Raw genomic sequence first — 17,178 nt, 5'->3', positions numbered from 1 at the left:
ATACTTGCAAACTAATAAAAGTTATTAGCGGCGATAACTGCCAGCCTCAAGCGAGGCAAGGGTTTGAATAAACCAATATAAGCCGAACCTAGGGCTAGGTTCGGTAACGCAAGCGTTAAACTGCCCGAGTAGACGAGCTGAACGGAAAAGTGTTTTAAGCCAGCGGAATAATAGCCAAAACGACACGTCTGGCAAGTGGTTTGGATGACTAGTTGGTTAAATTCTATACGTGGTCGTTGTCATTACCTTGCTCATAACCGTCATCAATTGCTTAACTGGGCTTGGAAAGGCTTTACCACCACGCGCTAGGGCTTCACTGCCGTGGCGCTCCTCATCCTCAATCATTTGTTGCAGAATGGCTCGCGAGCGCTGGTCCTCCTCTGGCAGGGTCACCATATGCTCTTCTAGGTGCTTGCACACTTGGTCTTCGGTTGCCGAGACAAAACCTAGGCTTATTCGGTCGCCAAGCAAGCCCGTCATCGCACCAATCGCAAAACTAGCGCCATAAAAGGCTGGGTTGAGCAGGCTTGGGCGACTAGCTAGCTCGGCTAAGCGCTCTTCACACCATACTAGATGATCGGTTTCTTCGTCTGCTGCATGTTCTAAGTAGGCACGGGCCTCTGCTGATTTGGCGGTGAGCGCTTGGCCGTTGTATAGCGCTTGTGCGCATACTTCGCCTGTGTGGTTGATGCGCATCAAACCAGCAGCATGCTGGCGGCTACCCTCGTCCATTTCGATGTCATGTGGTGCCTGCTGCGCTGGATTGGCTTTTGCCGCACTGGCGCTATTGGGGATAACCGTTTTCAAAAAACGGTCAAATTGTGCGATACCATATTCAATCATGCTGAGCCTCGAAGATATTCATTGTATGCGTGTTCAAGCGTTTTACGCAGGGAGTGCATAAATACCGGCTTTTCCACTACATGCTTAACACCTAGCTGCCTGTACTCATCTGGCAGTTCAAATTTCGGCGTGCCACTCATTAACACAATCATCATGCGTTTTTGCCAAGGCTCTGTGCCTTGTTTGAGTTCTCGCACTAGTTGCAAACCAGGATAGTTACCCAACTGGTGATCACATAAAATCACCTCAAATGGGTCATCCATATGGTACTGGGTTTCTATTGTTGCGAGCGCCGTTTGAATATTGTCTGCCACTTCCACGCGCAGTTGTAACTGTTGCAGCATAGGCTGCAGTGTTCGCCGACAAGTCAGACTATCATCCACGACCAGCACGCGCATACCACTAGGTAGTTGCCAATTACTACGTATGGTGGCTTGAGTTGGTTGCTCAAAAGGAATTGCCAATTGAATTGGTAATACAAAACTCACGCCGGGTGAATCACCGGTTAGGTGAAGCTCGGCATCAAATTGTTTGGCAAGGTGCACCGCTAACTGTAGCCCTAGTGCTCTAGGTTGCTCATGATTAGTGTGCATTAAAGATTGGATATCACTAGCACTCATGGTCATACCACGAGCTTGAATGCGAAAACGGCAATCGCGATCGTTAGCTGCCAATGCCGTTAAGATAATCTCATCCCCGGTGGCACTAGCATCGATGGCTCTGCCTAGAATAATTTTAATGCAGCGCCTAATTGCCTCGTCTGGCCCAATGCGTGCGCTGTGTGTCACTTGCTCAAGGTCGGCAATCAGTTCCACCCCTAAGCGAGCAGCCACTTGCCTAAATGGATCGACACAGGATTCAATCAGCTCAACGACATCAAACTGTTTTGGACTAAGAAGCCGCTGGCGCGAATCCGCCGTGCCTCGGTCTTGCAAGAGCGTGATGGTGTTGAGCTCATCACACAAACTCTCAAGCTGTAGCACGGATAAATCTATGGTACCGAACCACTCGGCATGCTGATTGGCAAGCCCTGTTTGTGCCAACATATCCATGGTGCCAGTCAAACCATTAATCCGGTTGTTGAGACTATGGCTAATATCTTTCAACAGTTTGGTCGTGATACTCGAACTCACTGGCGTAACCGGCAGTGGTTGTTTTTTATGGCTACGACTAAAGCTAAACACACCATGGTAAAGCAGCGTCACATGTAACATGGTGATCACTGAGAATACCGGAACCGTGTAGGGTTTAGCCAGCGACTCGCCGCGCATTTCAAACAGCCATAGAATCAACCACACTCCAAATGCTAGCGCAGAGGCGACCAAAGCGGATAAGCCAGGTGCCTGGCCGCGATAGCCAAACAAGCAGGTGCCCAGAACGATAGGGCACAACAAGGCAGTTGCCGCCGAGTAGAAGGATCTTGGTATGCCTAGCCAGAGTAAAAATGGGATCGCAACGAGCAGAGTAATGGCCGCAGTTTGCGTTGTTCGGTAATAAATATCCGATAATGAGGTTCGCACCATATAACTGGATATGAGCCAGAATATCAGTAAAAAACTCAATACAATGGCCGAAGCCAGCATGGGTGTATTGGGGGTTACAGTTGCAACCGCGTAAGGCCACACAGCGCCAAAAAAGAAAAGGCTTGCGGTAAAATATGTCGATAAGAAAAACAGTAAACCATTACGCTGGCGAATGGCATACCACATGCTAAACCCCGCCATGGCAACCAGAACGCCTGCCATAATTGCTTGCACACCACCAGCTTGTAGACGGTACGCTATCGACTGCTCAACCGAGCCGATACTCAACGACAGCGAGGTAGGCGCTGTTGGAACAAACCGCACAAAGAACTCGTGTCGACCTTCTGGCAGGGTTAGCCCAATACTTCGCTCACCCATGGTCGTTACAGCCTGCCCATTCATGCTAACAATCTGATCAATGACTAGGTAAGGTGAGTCGATAAACAGTAATCTCTGTATCGGCTCTTCGGCAAAGGTCACTAATTCAAAGTTTAGCCAAAAGGGGTGAATATCAGGGCCAGTGCGAAGACTGTTGCGGCTAAGCGGGCGAAAGAACTCTACGACGGTATCAGACCGCAGGTCATCTTCAGACAGTGCGCGCGCCGATTCAATGTAAATCGACGCGTGCGGTAGGACAGGTTGAACTTCATCCGTGATGTTCAGCGCCAATACGCTTGGGCTGATTGATATCCAGCAAAGAAGAACCAACCAAGCCAAGCGATTGGACATGAATTACTCCTTGTTAGCTTGCTCGCGAGCGATGGCGCGGTAAGCGATGTCGCTGCGGTACTCAACACCTTCCCAATTAATGGTTTTGACGCGCTCGTAAGCAGCAGCTTGTGCTTCTGATACAGTGTTACCTAGTGCTGTCACACATAGTACACGACCACCAGACGTAACAACATCACCCGCTTCGTTAAGTGTGGTGCCAGCGTGGAATACTTTCGCTTCGCCGCCATCAACGTTCAAACCAGAGATCACGTCGCCTTTTGGATAGCTGCCTGGGTAGCCTTTAGCTGCCATCACAACACCAATTGCTGCACGTGGGTCCCAGTCAGCAGTTTCGCCGTCTAGTTTACCGTCGATACCAGCCAAGCAGTGCTTAACCAGGTCTGAGTTCAAACGAGACATGATTGGCTGAGTTTCAGGATCACCAAAACGAACGTTAAATTCGATCACGTTTGGTGTGCCATCTTCAGCAATCATTAGACCAGCATATAGGAAACCAGTGAAGGTATTGCCTTCTGCTTTCATGCCACGAACTGTCGGTAGAATTACCTCGTTCATTGCACGCTCAGAGATTTCAGCTGTCATCACAGGTGCTGGGCTATATGCGCCCATGCCGCCAGTGTTAGGGCCTTTGTCGCCGTCGTAAGCGGCTTTGTGGTCTTGGCTAGTGGCCATTGGCAATACATTGTCGCCATCAACCATCACGATGAAACTTGCTTCTTCGCCAGTCAGGAACTGCTCGATGACCACGCGGGCACCCGCATCACCAAACTTGTTACCGCTTAGCATGTCATCAACCGCTGCTTTTGCTTCGGCTTCAGTCATTGCAACGATGACACCTTTACCGGCAGCAAGACCGTCGGCCTTGATGACGATTGGTGCACCTTTTTCTTCAATGTAAGCGTGCGCAGGTGCCACTTCAGTGAATACTTGGTAGAAAGCCGTTGGAATGTTATGGCGCGCTAGGAAGTCTTTCGTGAAAGACTTCGAGCCTTCTAGCTGAGCCGCACCCTTGCGCGGGCCCCATGCTTTTAGACCATTCTCTTCGAAGAAGTCTACCGCACCTGCAACGAGTGGCGCTTCAGGACCAACAATGGTTAGCTCACAGTTGTTTGCTTTGGCAAAGTCAACCAACTTAGCGAAGTCCATCTCGTCGATCTCAACGTTGGTTAGACCCGCTTCTGTTGCGGTACCAGCATTACCTGGTGCAACGAATACTTGCTCAACAAGCTCAGACTGAGAGGCTTTCCAAGCTAGCGCGTGTTCGCGGCCACCGCGACCAATTACTAATACGTTCATCTTAATGTCCTTCTTAGTGACGGAAGTGGCGCATGCCAGTCATAACCATCGCAATGCCATGCTCGTTGGCTGCGGCAATAACTTCGTCATCACGCATTGAGCCACCAGGCTGGATAACCGCTGTAACGCCCATTTCTGCTGCTTGGTCTAAACCATCGCGGAATGGGAAGAAAGCGTCAGACGCGAGTACTGAACCCTTAATCTCTAGGCCTTCGTCAGCGGCTTTGATGCCAGCAACTTTGGCAGAGTAAACACGGCTCATTTGGCCAGCGCCAACACCAACAGTTTGACCGTTTTTCACGTAGACGATGGCGTTAGACTTAACAAATTTGCCTACTTTCCAAGCAAACATTAGGTCTTTCAGCTCTTGCTCAGTTGGCGCGCGCTCAGTCACAACTTTTAGGTCAGCTTCAGTGATCATACCTAGGTCACGGTCTTGCACGAGTAGGCCGCCGTTAACCTTCTTGTAGTCGTAGCCTGCAACAGGTGCATCCCACTGACCACATTCTAGAAGGCGAACGTTCTTCTTCGCAGCCACATATTCTTTTGCTTCAGCTGAAACAACAGGGGCAATGATGACTTCAACAAACTGGCGATCAACGATGGCTTTTGCCGTTTCGCCGTCTAGTTCTTTGTTGAATGCAATGATGCCGCCAAAAGCTGACGTCGGGTCAGTTTTGAACGCAAGGTCGTATGCTTCCAGAATGTTGTCAGCAATTGCAACACCACATGGGTTAGCGTGCTTAACAATCACACATGCAGGCTCGTCGAAGCTCTTCACGCACTCAAGTGCGGCGTCGGTGTCAGCAATGTTGTTGAACGATAGTTCTTTACCTTGAAGCTGCTTAGCCGTTGCAACTGATGCTTCTTGCGCATTCGGATCAACGTAGAAAGCAGCATTCTGGTGTGGATTTTCGCCGTAGCGCATGTCTTGCGCTTTAACGAACTGGCTGTTGAACGTACGTGGGAACTGGACACGACCTTGCGCAGATAGTTCTTCTGCTTCAAGGTTAACGGTACCCAGCCAGTTAGCAATCATGCCGTCGTACTTGGCAGTGTGCTCAAATGCTTTTAGCGCTAGATCGAAGCGCGTTTTCATTGTGGTGCCGCCCGCGGCAACTTCCTGCGCAACACGATCGTAGTCGGCTGCGTCAGTCACAATGTTTACCCACTTGTGGTTTTTCGCTGCTGAACGAACCATTGTTGGACCACCGATGTCGATGTTCTCAATGGCGTCAGGTAGCGTGCAGTCTGGCTTAGCAACGGTTGCTTCGAATGGGTATAGGTTTACTACTACCATGTCGATTGCAGCGATGTCGTGCTCGCTCATAACTGCGTCATCTTGGCCGCGACGACCTAGGATGCCACCGTGGATTTTTGGATGCAGTGTTTTTACCCGGCCGTCCATCATTTCTGGGAAGCCCGTGTGATCAGACACTTCGATCACTGGCAAACCGCTTTCTTTTAACAGGCGGTGTGTACCACCTGTCGACAATAGTTCAACGCCTGCTTCGCTTAGTTTTTTAGCGAATTCAACGATTCCAGTTTTGTCAGAAACACTCAGAAGTGCGCGCTTAACAGCAACTTGAGTCACGGTCTGCTCCTTATAGCATGTCGTATTGTTTCAGCTTTTTGCGCAGCGTGCCGCGGTTCAAGCCGAGAATTTGCGATGCTTTCGTTTGATTGTCGCGAACATAGTGCATTACCGCTTCTAATAATGGTGCTTCTACTTCTGCAAGGACCATCTGATAAACGTCAGATACTTGCTCACCATCAAGTTGGTCGAAGTAGTTAGCCATTGCGCGCTCAACACTCTCACGTAACGATAGTGGCTCTTCTACTTTTAGCGCAGCGTTTACCTGTGGCTGGGCTTCGATCACACTTTGTACACTCATGCAGCGATTTCCTGTCGAATAATAGGTTCGAAGTATTCCTCAATTAACGCAAGTTGCGCTAACGGGTCCTCTAATTGATTAAATGCTCGCCTGGTTGTCTCGCCCTCTGCGTGGCTTTTGAGATACCAACCTAAATGTTTGCGAGCGATGCGAACTCCTGGAAGTTCACCATAAAAACTGTGTAGGGCTTTAATGTGCTCAATCAGCACATCGCGCGTTTCATTTGCGCTAGGTGCTGGCGCGTCCTCGCCAGTCGCTAAGTAATGTTGGACTTGGCCAAAAATCCAAGGATTCCCTTGTGCCGCCCGGCCAATCATGACGCCGTCGGCTTTGGTGTAATCCAGTACATATTTTGCTTTTGCACCGCTGGTGATATCACCATTGGCAATAACAGGGATGGCCACCGCTTGCTTGATGGCGGCGATGGTATCGTATTCAGCATTGCCCATATATTTGTCGGCACGGGTACGGCCATGTACCGAAAGCATTTGAATGCCAGCTTGTTCAGCGATTTTGGCAATGGCAACACCATTGCGGTTGTCTTGATCCCAGCCGGTACGGAATTTAAGTGTTACCGGCACATCAACTGCCGCAACCGTTGCCTGTAGCATTTCTGCTACGAGTTTTTCGTCACGTAGTAATGCACTGCCGGCAGCCTTGTTACAAACCTTTTTGGCTGGGCAACCCATGTTGATGTCGATGATCTGTGCACCATGTGCAACATTCATCTGGGCCGCTTGCGCAAGCCACTCAACATCACCACCGGCAATTTGGCAAACAATCGGGCCAGGTTCTCCATCGTGATCACGGCGCATTTTGCTTTTGCGGCTATTCCAAAGGTCGGGATTAGCGCTCACCATCTCAGAGACGGTTACCCCTGCGCCAAGGCGTCGACATAGCTGTCGAAAAGGTCTGTCGGTCACGCCGGCCATGGGCGCTAAAAACAGCGGTTTTTCAATACAATGTTCGCCTAAATAAAACACAGTTGTTCAAATCGTGATCACCAGAGGGGCGCGTATGATACCTAAGCTCGCGCCCATACGAAAGGTTGAAATCGTAGAAATTTTGAACTTTATGGCGCGCCGGTAACATCTATTCGATAGGTTGGAACATTACCAGGGTTTTCTAGTTTTAATTGGACTTGCACCGGTACACCAATAGGCATTAAGTCGGTTGACTTAATATTGCCGGTCAAATAATTGTTTGGGTTAACACGGTAGCGCTGTGTTACTTGGCCTTGACCATTTAAAAACGACACAATGACTTGTGGATAAGGTTGCTCGAAGTTAGCCGAATTGCGCAGCATTAAGTCTACTAATACCGTACCTGGGTCGGAAGGGTTTGGGCGAACTTGGTGATTGCTAATTTGAATTTTGTCAACTTCGGTTAGTGCCGGCAAGGTGCAGCCAACTAAGTTGCAAGCGCTATCATAAAACGGTCGCAGGCTGCTGTTTTGTGACAAAGTATCACGTTGAAACCAGGCGTATTGCCCTATCAGCACCAGTGCTAGTACAACCGCTAAAATCGCCCACAGAACGCTTGAAAACATGCTTTGATTATTAAGGTGGTGCGATTCGATTTCGTCGATTGCTAAAGCGCCACTACTGGCTGGGGCTTTAGGTTTTTTGGCTTTGCCTTTGGCAAATGTTGGCTTGCCAACCGGCGCTACATATTGGGTAACATTCACCGACGATGTTTTTGGCTCATTAGTGATATCAAAATCATCGTCCAGCAAACTATAGCTGTCTGGGGTTGCCCCTTTCTTGTCGTCGTCAACAAGCGACTTCGCCCATGCTTCGTCGTCATCGTCATCGGTAAAACCAGCCGCGCGGGGTTCGAATTGATTGCGCATGCTGTCATCAGCCCGATAGTTAAGAAAGTCTTCGGAAATTTCGCCAATACCACTATCTTCGTCTTTTGCAGCAACTTCTTCTGCATCATCAAAGATATCATCTGGGTCGTCTTGGAAAACAAAATCATCGTCTGATTCAGCTGACAAATTGGCTGTGAAATCGTCGAAGTCCGCAGTGCTCGGTTTGTTTGCTGTGGGCTTTACTGGCGCTGGTTCGTCATTAAATGCGCCCCCTAACTGCGGCTCAGTTCGAGCATAGCCTTGTTTGGGAATGCTTGGTTTCTTTTCGACTGGCTTAGTAGGCGGCGCAACTGGTTTAGGCGGCGGTGACAAGGGCTCATCATTAAGTACAACTTGCGCCGCTGGTGCACTGTTTTCTAGTTCATCGCTCGCAAACTGAATATGATCTTCTGCATCGAACACGCACAAACATGCGCCACACCGCACTTTGCCATTAGCTTTAGCGAGCAGGTTAGGGTTGACCTTAAATGCTGTTTTGCATTTAGGACAGCGTGTTACAAATGCTTCATCCATGTTTCAACTACCGTTTAATACCTGAAAGTCGAACCCAGCCCTCATGTTGGCAGACTGGGTCAAAATCAATCCATTTTTCATAAGCCGACATCACGTCGCCAGCTTGATCCTGTAGGATACCAGATAACACAATTTGTCCACCAGAGCGCAATAAGTCGCATATATCTGACGACAGTTCTACTAATGGACCGGCCAAAATATTTGCCAGCATTAGATCACACTCTTGACTTTGAACTTCGTTAGGTAACCACAATTCTAACAAGTTTTCTGAGACGCCGTTAGCGATGGCATTGTTTTTTGTTGCCAATATAGCTTGTGGGTCTATGTCGATTCCCACCATCGACTTCGCACCCAGCAAGAGCGCAGCGATGCCAAGAATACCGCTACCACAGCCATAATCGGTTATGGTTTTGTTATGTACATCATTCTCCGACAACCATTGCATACACATATGTGTGGTAGGATGGGTGCCGGTTCCAAAAGCCAAGCCTGGGTCTAGGCGTAAGTTGGCTGCATTTGGGTTGGGCGCCTCTTTCCAGCTTGGTACTACCCATAAGCGATCATTGAAGTTAATGGGCTCGAAGCGATCCATCCATTCTCGCTCCCAGTCTTTGTCTTCAACAATCTCGGCTTGCCACTTAGGCAGGTCGCTGACTGATTTTCCTGTAACAACACTCAACATGGCAATCACTGCTTCCGGTGCTGTGTCTGCCTCATACAACGCAGTTAGCACCGTATCTGCCCATAGCGGCGTGGTACCTAGCTCTGGCTCATACACTGGATTGTCGTGTAAGTCTGTAAAGGTTACCGCAAGGGCACCGGTTTCAAGTAAGGCATCTTCATATACTTCACTTTCTTCTGGGGAGATGTCGAACTTTAGTTGGATCCAAGCCATGCAAGTACCTTTGTGTTGCCTATGAGGGTAGGCTGTGAGCAAAAATAAACCACTATTTAACCATACTTTTTGGCATTTTTGTGCAGGTAAAAAAAATCGGCCGTTCCAATGGAAAGCCGATTTCTCGGGCGATGCTGGTTTCCCAAACCTGCGGTTTGTAAAACCTAAGAATCATCCCGTAGGTCGTACGAACCTATGGTTCGGGCGACAATGTGTTTCCCAAACCTGCGGTTTGTAAAACCTACGAATCACCCTGTAGGTCGTACGAACCGAAGGTTCGGGCGACATGCCTGCTAGACATTTACAGCGCATCAACTAGGTCCCCGCCTTCGCGGGGATGACGTTTGTTTAGCGGTTTTCTAGCTTTTTCTCTAGGTAGTGGATGTTAACACCACCTTGTTTAAAGCCACTATCGCGAACCAACTCTTTTTGCAGGTCGATATTGGTGCGGATGCCACTAATGGCAAGTTCGTCCAATGCTATGCGCATTTTCTCAAGCGCTTGCTCGCGAGAGTCGGCATAAGTAATCAGTTTGCCGATCATCGAATCATAATATGGCGGAATGCTATAACCGGCATACAGGTGTGAATCCCAGCGTACCCCTAAACCACCAGGTGCATGGAACTGGTCCACTTTACCAGGGCTTGGCATAAAGGTTTTTGAGTCTTCGGCATTGATACGACACTCAAAGGCATGGCCGTGGAAGCGAATGTCTTCTTGCTTCACCGAAAGTGGCAAACCAGAAGCAATGCGCAGCTGTTCTTTAATGATGTCGATACCGGTAATCATTTCAGATACTGGATGTTCCACCTGAACACGCGTGTTCATTTCAATAAAGTAAAAGCCGCCGTTCTCGTACAAAAACTCAAACGTACCAGCGCCACGGTAGCCAATTTCGATACAAGCTTTTACACAAGCTTCAAAACAAGCGGCACGCGCTTCTTCGTCTACGCCAGGCGCGGGTGCTTCTTCCAATACTTTTTGGTGACGGCGCTGAAGCGAGCAGTCGCGGTCACCTAGGTGAATGGCGCCACCTTGGCCATCAGCAAGAACCTGTACTTCCACGTGACGAGGGTTTTCCAGGAACTTCTCCATGTAAACCACGTCTGAGCCAAACGCTGCTGCGGCTTCAGACTTTGTTACATGAATAGATTGAATTAATGACGCTTCTGAATGCACAACGCGCATACCACGACCACCACCACCAGCGGCTGCTTTCACAATCACAGGAAAACCAATGCGGCGGGCAATTTCTAGGCATTTTTGGTCGTTGTCCGGAAGCGGGCCATCAGAACCCGGAACGGTTGGCACACCAGCAGCTTTCATTGCTTCAATCGCAGAAACCTTGTCACCCATTAGGCGAATGGTTTCTGCTCTAGGGCCAATGAAAGTAAAACCACTTTTTTCTACCTGCTCAGCGAAGTCAGCGTTTTCCGCTAAAAAGCCATAACCTGGATGAATGCCAACTGCACCAGTGACTTCGGCCGCTGAAATTAAGCGCGGAATGTTCAAGTAGCTTTCGTTACTTGGGTTATTACCAATGCATACCGTTTCATCGGCTAGGCGCACATGTTTAAGGTCGCGGTCTACCTTGGAGTGCACCGCAACCGTTTTAATGCCTAGCTCCTTACAGGCACGCAAGATACGTAGTGCAATCTCACCACGGTTTGCGATTAGAACCTTATCTAACATTGAGTGCCTCAAACAATCGTTACTAGCGGTTGATCGAACTCTACTGGCTCACCGTTTTCTACCAAGATGGCTTCGATGGTGCCGCTCTTGTCTGCTTCAATTTGGTTCATCATCTTCATTGCTTCAATAATGCAGATAACGTCGCCTTTTTGTACCGACTTGCCCACTTCAACGAAGGCTGGCGAGCTTGGGCTTGGCGCTGAATAGAAGGTGCCTACCATTGGCGATTTAACAGTGTGGCCAGCAGGCGCAGCCGGAGCAGCTTCTGCCGCCGGTGCTGCAGCTGGTGCTGGTGCAGGGGCAGCCGCCGGTGCTGCAGCTGGCGCTGCATATTGAACAGGTGCTGGTGCAGCATGCGTTGAATGGCGTGAAATTCGAATAGACTCTTCGCCCTCGGCAATTTCAATTTCGTCGATGTTTGATTCTTCAAGCAACTCAATGAGTTTCTTAACTTTGCGAATATCCATGAGGCGGTTCCTATTGTTAAGCGGTTAGTCGTTTGATTATGTAGCTCAGCGCACTGTCGTAACCAAAACTACCTAGGCCGCATATTACGCCTTGAGCTTGGTCAGAAAAATACGAGTGATGACGAAATGGCTCGCGGGCATGCACGTTAGATAGGTGTACCTCGATAAAAGGTATCTGCACCGCCGCCAAAGCATCGCGCAAAGCAACAGAAGTATGTGTAAACGCTGCCGGGTTGATAATGATGTAATCTACCCGACCACGCGCTGAATGGATGCGCTCAATTAACTCATGTTCAGCATTGCTCTGAAAGGTCTCGACTTCAATCTTTTGCTCGCTACCGGCGCGTTCTAAACGCGCGTTGATATCTGCCAGTGTTTCATGGCCATAAATATCGGGCTCGCGTGTACCAAGAAGATTTAAGTTTGGACCATGCAGTACCAAAACGGTTGTCATTGTTGATCGCTCTACTCAGCAAAAATTCGGAAAAGTTGTATTGATCTTGAGCACAACTGCTCATATATGAACGATAAAGACACTAATCAATGGAGGCAACGATTTTTTGTGATTACACCTGTGACTAACGGGCAACAATCAAGGCAATTAATCACTGGCTGAATGCTAAATCACAGAGTAGTCTTACTAACATATTGATCAACTAGCCTTTTGGTGTAAATGGCGCTGGGTGCAATGCGTGGTCACTGTTGTGGCCTATGATTACGCGCAAAATAACGATGATAGGGTATTACATTTACTCACAAATGCGCTAGAAAGAGAGGGATGCGATGAGCGTGAAAGACGAATTGCTAGGGCATTGGCATCGGCTGAAAGCGAAGCTAACGCCAACAAAGTCTGAACATAGCAGTGAAGGCGAACCGGCACTAAAAAAGATGCCATGGCGTTACCTTGGGTTTGGTTTGGCAGGTATTTTTGCCCTGTTAGTATTGCTTGGCATCTATTGGAGCAATGAGCCAAAGCTATTTGATGTGCCGCCTGCTACGGCCAACCCCGAAATTATCGGTAGTACGTCCGTTGCCACAGTCGATGAGCTGGTTAATGTAATGCTGAATAAACCAGGGGGCATGCTCGCCAATGACGTGACGCCGCCTAGCATTTGGCTAGACAATATTCCAAGTTGGGAAGTTGGCGTGATCTTCCAAGTGCGAGACTTCTCACGCGCATTGCGCCGAGACTTTTCACGCTCACAATCTCAGTCGCAGGAAAACGGCAATCTAGTGCTGGCCGACCCGCAATTTAATGTGGATATCCGCAGCTGGCTCATTCCTGCCGCCGAAAGTGAGTATCGTGAAGGGCAGCGCCATTGGCGTCGCTACCAAGCTGAGCTTGAAAGTGGCCAAGGGGCGCAGTTTTATGCGCGCGCCGATTCTCTCAACCGTTGGTTAGGCGATGTGCAAACCCGTATTGGCAGTCTAAGCCAGGAGTTAAGCGCATCAGTTGGACGCCCAGTAGTGGGTAGTGAAAACAATGGTGAAGTTCAAAAAACACCATGGTTGCAAATCGACAATGTGTTCTATGAAGCACGAGGTCAGAGTTATGCCTTAATTCATTTGCTCAAAGCCATTGAAGTCGACTTTGCCGACGTATTAGAGAAAAAAGAGGCGCAAGCTCCACTAGCTCAGATCATTCGTGAGCTCGAGGCAACTCAAAAAACGGTTTGGTCGCCAGTCATCCTGAATGGTTCTGGTTTTGGCATGGTTGCCAACCATTCACTCGTGATGGCCAACTACCTCAGCCGCGCAAGCGCCGCCATCGGTGACCTCCGAGAACTACTGTCATCAGGATAATAGCGTCGCAACCGGTTCGCGAGATGCCGCCAATGGTAGTTACCTCTCTGCGCAGCAATGCAACACCTTTTGGTAGGTCTGTAAATCATCCGCGTAGCGGATGTTTGCAGACACCGTTGGTAGGTACTGCGCGACCATCCAGCGCCGCCCGCATCAGTTGTGAAAGCTTTTCTCGAGTAATTCAATGAATGCTTCGCCATTGAAGATGGCTTCGGCATCAAATTGAGCAGCGGTATTGGTTACAGAAAAGTGCTCGCTGATGTCAGGTGGAAGCTGGTTGAACCATGTGTTGCGGTTGCCCGATGAGCGAAAGGAGACTTCTAGTTGTTGGCTAGCGAGCAGCAGGTCAATACTAAACATTTGCATTGTGTCGGTTTGCTCAAACCCTGCTACCAGCTTGCCTTGTTGATAAAGCTGCCAGGGTTTTGGGGTAGTACTAGGTTTGGTAGCCAGTGCAGTAACTAGCTGTTCAACTTGTTTGGTTGTAGGTGCAACCGCCAGCCAATTGGGTGTAAATAAGATAAATGTCTCACCAAGAACCGGAAGGGCATCGATGCGATACAGGTTCGTACCTACTTCTTGCACGGCAAAGTCGATCAATAGCTGTCGAATAATCTGCTCAGCTGAAAAGGTACCATGCATTAGCAGTTGTGGCTGGTCTAGCGAGCCAAACACAAACAGGTAGTCGAGTTGCGCTCGCAGTTGATGATTGTATAAGCCCGCAAACCAGTACGGTGTGCGCTCAACAGCAGGGGTAATAAAGTCATAATAGCCGGCCAGCCGCTCGATTTCGCCATGATTAACAACAACCAGCGGGCTGTTTAGCTGCATAGCAACACTGCCAGCACTCTGAACCGGTGTATAAGACTGCTTGGGTAGCAATAGGAAAGCAGCAGCGATTACCACACTGGCAACCGCTACCATGAGTGCCCACTTCAATGATTAATACTCGTATTGTTGTTCGCGTGCATGCATTAGTAAGAATGGCACGCCCAAGAGCATACTCCCCACTAATACAGCCTTGCGACGGCGAATACTGATAGCGACTGCAATCAAGCTGCTAATCAGTAGTGCCAACCCGCCAGCTTTAAGCTCGTTATCTAGTGCCGCCTGAAATTGATGCCACTCGACGGGTTGCACGACGCCAGCGTTATCAAGTGCTAATGGATTCTGATTAAGGTCGACAGTGTAAGCATTAGTAGCTGTAGTAAAGTGCAAGTTAGCTGTACCTGAACTGTAGCGGCTATAAGCAAAACTGGTTGGTTGCGCCATGGCGCCAAGGTTTTGCAATCTATCTCCTCGATCACTGGTGACAATGAATAGTTCGCCATTTTTGTAAAACCATACAAAGTTGGTTGGTTGCTCTTGGCTTAGGTCCATCACCATGCTGTTACCGTGATGTAGTTCAATATCATTCAATATTGGCTCAGGTGGGGCCTCTTCCAAAGAACTAGCGCGCATGTATACTTGGTAGGCGCTGTTGCCACTAACTACAATCCAATTGCTGTATGTGAGCTGGTAGATATAAAGGTCCCCATTGTGGTGCCAGAGCTGCCCCAGCCAGGGTTGTATTTTTTGCCACTGATTATCAGACCAATAGTCAGTGAGCAAATCCCACCTACCGGCGTAAACGTTCTTATTGACTGGATTATATCGCAGTGCATCCGAGTCTTTTGCTAACAGAGTTTTCTCTGATGGAACTAGGTTATAGAATTTAAGTAAAGGTTCGAGTGCTGCTTGATAAGCTATTTGATCCCTTACTTGCAACCCCGGCAAACTGGTGGCTATTTCGCTATATCTGATATGTTTTTTGCTCTCTCCGACAGCACTGATGCGCACGGTATTTATGTTGTCTCTCGCGCTGTCAAAGTAGGTTCTTGTGGCACTGCCAGTGAACAGCCATTGATCCTCGGGGTGTGAGAACTGAACATTAGCTGTCACGATAAATGGCAAGGTAAAGCTAAACACTAACGCTGCGGTTTTTAAAATTGCAGCAATTGGTTTGGCGAGTGCAAGTGCGATCACCGGAAGAACCGTAAGCATTGCCAACAGGCTGATTGCCAAAGATACATACCAGGTCATATTGGCGATATACAACGCAATGGTGATGCCAGCTAACACCAGCAGCCAGCGAGTGCGGCTTTTATCTAGATGATACAGTAAGCCAATACTATAGCCGCTTAATCCAATCAGCCAGAATAGCGATAGTACTGCAAAATCGTAACTCTGGGACCTTGGGAACTCCGCCACCACGAGCAAAGATGGCAGTAACTGGCAAGTTAAGCCGATTAGCACGCCTTGTAGCATAACAATCAGCCAAGGGCTGTTGGGCAAAGTTTGGCGCAATAACCATAATCTGCTGCGGGCAAAAAATTGTGATAGTACGAGGTTTTGCAAGAGCCAAAACACCAAAAGCACATCGGCAAAGCCATAAAATGCACCAGCATGATTGTATGTGGCAACCCACATCAGCAGTCCATAATTAATCGCCAATATAACTGGTGCTAACCAAAGTGAGCGTAATGAAAGTTGCAGTATGCTTTTCATGCTGCTTCTCCTTGCAGACATTTGAAAATATGTTGACTAAAGGTGTTTTCAGTGTGGTCAGGGGCGCCAATATCTTGCACTTGGCCATTGTCAATTAGCAGGATTTCATCTGCTAGACGCTCTAACTCACTGGTGTTGTGAGATGTATAAAGTAAGCAGGGCGCGTCATCAGCGAAACACTGACCTAACATGCTGAGCATTTGCTGACTGGCGATGATATCTACGCCTAATAGCACTTCATCTAATAGCCAGATATCTCTGGGTTGAGCAATATAGGCAGCAAGACGGGTAGCAGCTTGCTCGCCCGTGGATAATTTTCCATAGCGGCTTTTTGCGTCTATTCCTAAGATACCTAAGCAATTTAGCCACCGATCTTCTTGCCAGCCTGGCTTGGCAATGAGTTTGGCAATGGTTTGTAGACGCATGGTATTGGGAAAGCTTGCACTGGGTGATAGTGCAACAACTGGCTGCTGACTGTTTACTTTTATGCTGCCACGATCTGGAGCGATGGCTTTACTAATTAACTTCAATAGTGATGATTTTCCTGAGCCATTGCGGCCAATTAATCCATAGCAGGTACCTGCTTCGAGCGATAGGTGGTCAATTGCGAGACTGAAACGACGGGAACGTTTGAGTACGACGTTATCCATTTGAATCATGTTTTATCCTTTTCTAGTACTTGTTGAACCGCGGCAAGCAAATCTTCGGTGCTAACGCTTAACGTGCGTGTTTCAGCAACATAGGTTTCGGCTGCGGCCAATAGTTTTTTTTCCCTAGCAATTTGTGACAGCTCACTTTCTTTGCTCGCTACGAAATAGCCCCTGCCGCGCTGACTTACGAGCGCTCCGCGAGCAACTAGTTCTTTATAAGCGCTCGCAATGGTGTTGGGGTTAACGCCAAGCTCGCCTGCAAGGGCTCGCACACTAGGCATGGGTTCGCCCTGTGTGAGTTGCTGGCGCGCAACGGCAAGCTCCGCCTGTTTAACGAGTTGCTGGGCTATGCCGTCTTGGCTGTCGAACTGAAGGGTGAATGAGATAGGCATTGAGCCTCCTTGTATTAACTGTACTGATATTAGTAGTACAGTTAATACAAGGTCAAG

16 protein-coding genes are annotated in these 17,178 nt (G+C 48.7%); 1 reads left to right on the top strand and 15 read right to left on the bottom strand.

The genetic code is table 11. The annotated features are described in order from the left end of the window. Positions 1-216: 216 nt before the first annotated feature. The 11 genes from coq7 to aroQ all read right to left on the bottom strand — a co-directional run bounded on the left by coq7 (position 217) and on the right by aroQ (position 12,183). Positions 217-843, bottom strand: a complete 627-nt coding sequence (gene coq7 / locus DUW71_RS00650) for a 2-polyprenyl-3-methyl-6-methoxy-1,4-benzoquinone monooxygenase (protein ID WP_119393302.1) — start codon at positions 841-843, stop codon at positions 217-219. Continuing rightward, on the bottom strand, positions 840-3,095 hold the full coding sequence (locus DUW71_RS00645; RefSeq protein ID WP_119393301.1) for a response regulator: 2,256 nt from the start codon (positions 3,093-3,095) through the stop codon (positions 840-842). The genes coq7 and DUW71_RS00645 overlap by 4 nt, the downstream gene beginning before the upstream one ends. Before the next feature lie 3 nt (positions 3,096-3,098). Next, positions 3,099-4,394 (bottom strand): phosphoribosylamine--glycine ligase, encoded by a 1,296-nt coding sequence (gene purD / locus DUW71_RS00640; protein ID WP_119393300.1) that lies wholly within the window; start codon positions 4,392-4,394, stop codon positions 3,099-3,101. Between the two features lie 13 nt (positions 4,395-4,407). Continuing rightward, on the bottom strand, positions 4,408-5,988 hold the full coding sequence (purH, locus tag DUW71_RS00635; protein ID WP_119393299.1) for a bifunctional phosphoribosylaminoimidazolecarboxamide formyltransferase/IMP cyclohydrolase: 1,581 nt from the start codon (positions 5,986-5,988) through the stop codon (positions 4,408-4,410). A 10-nt stretch (positions 5,989-5,998) separates the two neighbouring features. Then, complete coding sequence (gene fis, locus DUW71_RS00630) at positions 5,999-6,289, bottom strand: DNA-binding transcriptional regulator Fis (RefSeq protein ID WP_119393298.1); 291 nt, start codon at positions 6,287-6,289, stop codon at positions 5,999-6,001. Beyond that, entirely contained in the window at positions 6,286-7,272 is a 987-nt protein-coding gene (gene dusB / locus DUW71_RS00625) for a tRNA dihydrouridine synthase DusB (protein ID WP_199671113.1), read from the bottom strand. Before dusB ends, fis begins: the two co-directional genes overlap by 4 nt. An 89-nt stretch (positions 7,273-7,361) precedes the next feature. Then, positions 7,362-8,675, bottom strand: coding sequence for a zinc-ribbon and DUF3426 domain-containing protein (locus tag DUW71_RS00620; protein WP_119393297.1), 1,314 nt, complete (start codon positions 8,673-8,675; stop codon positions 7,362-7,364). Positions 8,676-8,682: 7 nt separating this feature from the next. Continuing rightward, positions 8,683-9,570 carry a 50S ribosomal protein L11 methyltransferase gene (gene prmA / locus DUW71_RS00615; protein ID WP_119393296.1) on the bottom strand — a complete coding sequence of 296 codons (888 nt, stop codon included), beginning with the start codon at positions 9,568-9,570 and terminating at the stop codon, positions 8,683-8,685. 348 nt (positions 9,571-9,918) lie between these two features. Continuing rightward, positions 9,919-11,262, bottom strand: coding sequence for an acetyl-CoA carboxylase biotin carboxylase subunit (accC, locus tag DUW71_RS00610; RefSeq protein WP_119393295.1), 1,344 nt, complete (start codon positions 11,260-11,262; stop codon positions 9,919-9,921). A gap of 8 nt (positions 11,263-11,270) precedes the next feature. Beyond that, positions 11,271-11,729 (bottom strand): acetyl-CoA carboxylase biotin carboxyl carrier protein, encoded by a 459-nt coding sequence (accB, locus tag DUW71_RS00605; RefSeq protein ID WP_119393294.1) that lies wholly within the window; start codon positions 11,727-11,729, stop codon positions 11,271-11,273. Positions 11,730-11,745: 16 nt separating this feature from the next. Then, positions 11,746-12,183, bottom strand: coding sequence for a type II 3-dehydroquinate dehydratase (gene aroQ / locus DUW71_RS00600; RefSeq protein WP_119393293.1), 438 nt, complete (start codon positions 12,181-12,183; stop codon positions 11,746-11,748). Between the two features lie 329 nt (positions 12,184-12,512). On the opposite strand from aroQ, the gene DUW71_RS00595 reads away from it, so the two are divergent. After that, positions 12,513-13,532 (top strand): DUF2333 family protein, encoded by a 1,020-nt coding sequence (locus DUW71_RS00595; protein WP_233545987.1) that lies wholly within the window; start codon positions 12,513-12,515, stop codon positions 13,530-13,532. Between the two features lie 153 nt (positions 13,533-13,685). Here DUW71_RS00595 and DUW71_RS00590 read toward each other — a convergent pair whose 3' ends face one another. Genes DUW71_RS00590 through DUW71_RS00575 form a run of 4 tightly spaced genes read right to left on the bottom strand, consistent with a single transcriptional unit; the run spans position 13,686 to position 17,121 of the window. Continuing rightward, complete coding sequence (locus tag DUW71_RS00590) at positions 13,686-14,471, bottom strand: hypothetical protein (protein ID WP_158583811.1); 786 nt, start codon at positions 14,469-14,471, stop codon at positions 13,686-13,688. 3 nt (positions 14,472-14,474) lie between these two features. Next, positions 14,475-16,079: a hypothetical protein gene (locus DUW71_RS00585; protein ID WP_119393291.1), complete on the bottom strand. Its 1,605-nt coding sequence runs from the start codon at positions 16,077-16,079 to the stop codon at positions 14,475-14,477. Continuing rightward, positions 16,076-16,738, bottom strand: a complete 663-nt coding sequence (locus DUW71_RS00580) for an ATP-binding cassette domain-containing protein (RefSeq protein WP_119393290.1) — start codon at positions 16,736-16,738, stop codon at positions 16,076-16,078. Before DUW71_RS00580 ends, DUW71_RS00585 begins: the two co-directional genes overlap by 4 nt. Continuing rightward, positions 16,735-17,121 carry a GntR family transcriptional regulator gene (locus DUW71_RS00575; protein ID WP_119393289.1) on the bottom strand — a complete coding sequence of 129 codons (387 nt, stop codon included), beginning with the start codon at positions 17,119-17,121 and terminating at the stop codon, positions 16,735-16,737. The genes DUW71_RS00580 and DUW71_RS00575 overlap by 4 nt, the downstream gene beginning before the upstream one ends. Positions 17,122-17,178 lie beyond the last annotated feature (57 nt).

This window comes from Salinibius halmophilus, assembly GCF_003577475.1.
GTDB classification, from domain to species: Bacteria; Pseudomonadota; Gammaproteobacteria; order Pseudomonadales; family Natronospirillaceae; genus Salinibius; species Salinibius halmophilus.
The sequence above is the reverse complement of the archived record's forward strand: the minus strand, read 5'-3'. Positions and strand labels throughout refer to the sequence as shown.

Coding starts and splice junctions, on each gene's coding strand:
- coq7 (WP_119393302.1), bottom strand. CDS start 843: ATGATTGAATATGGTATCGCACAATTTGACCGTTTTTTGAAAACGGTT.
- DUW71_RS00645 (WP_119393301.1), bottom strand. CDS start 3,095: ATGTCCAATCGCTTGGCTTGGTTGGTTCTTCTTTGCTGGATATCAATC.
- purD (WP_119393300.1), bottom strand. CDS start 4,394: ATGAACGTATTAGTAATTGGTCGCGGTGGCCGCGAACACGCGCTAGCT.
- fis (WP_119393298.1), bottom strand. CDS start 6,289: ATGAGTGTACAAAGTGTGATCGAAGCCCAGCCACAGGTAAACGCTGCG.
- DUW71_RS00620 (WP_119393297.1), bottom strand. CDS start 8,675: ATGGATGAAGCATTTGTAACACGCTGTCCTAAATGCAAAACAGCATTT.
- prmA (WP_119393296.1), bottom strand. CDS start 9,570: ATGGCTTGGATCCAACTAAAGTTCGACATCTCCCCAGAAGAAAGTGAA.
- accC (WP_119393295.1), bottom strand. CDS start 11,262: ATGTTAGATAAGGTTCTAATCGCAAACCGTGGTGAGATTGCACTACGT.
- accB (WP_119393294.1), bottom strand. CDS start 11,729: ATGGATATTCGCAAAGTTAAGAAACTCATTGAGTTGCTTGAAGAATCA.
- aroQ (WP_119393293.1), bottom strand. CDS start 12,183: ATGACAACCGTTTTGGTACTGCATGGTCCAAACTTAAATCTTCTTGGT.
- DUW71_RS00595 (WP_233545987.1), top strand. CDS start 12,513: ATGAGCGTGAAAGACGAATTGCTAGGGCATTGGCATCGGCTGAAAGCG.
- DUW71_RS00585 (WP_119393291.1), bottom strand. CDS start 16,079: ATGAAAAGCATACTGCAACTTTCATTACGCTCACTTTGGTTAGCACCA.
- DUW71_RS00580 (WP_119393290.1), bottom strand. CDS start 16,738: ATGATTCAAATGGATAACGTCGTACTCAAACGTTCCCGTCGTTTCAGT.
- DUW71_RS00575 (WP_119393289.1), bottom strand. CDS start 17,121: ATGCCTATCTCATTCACCCTTCAGTTCGACAGCCAAGACGGCATAGCC.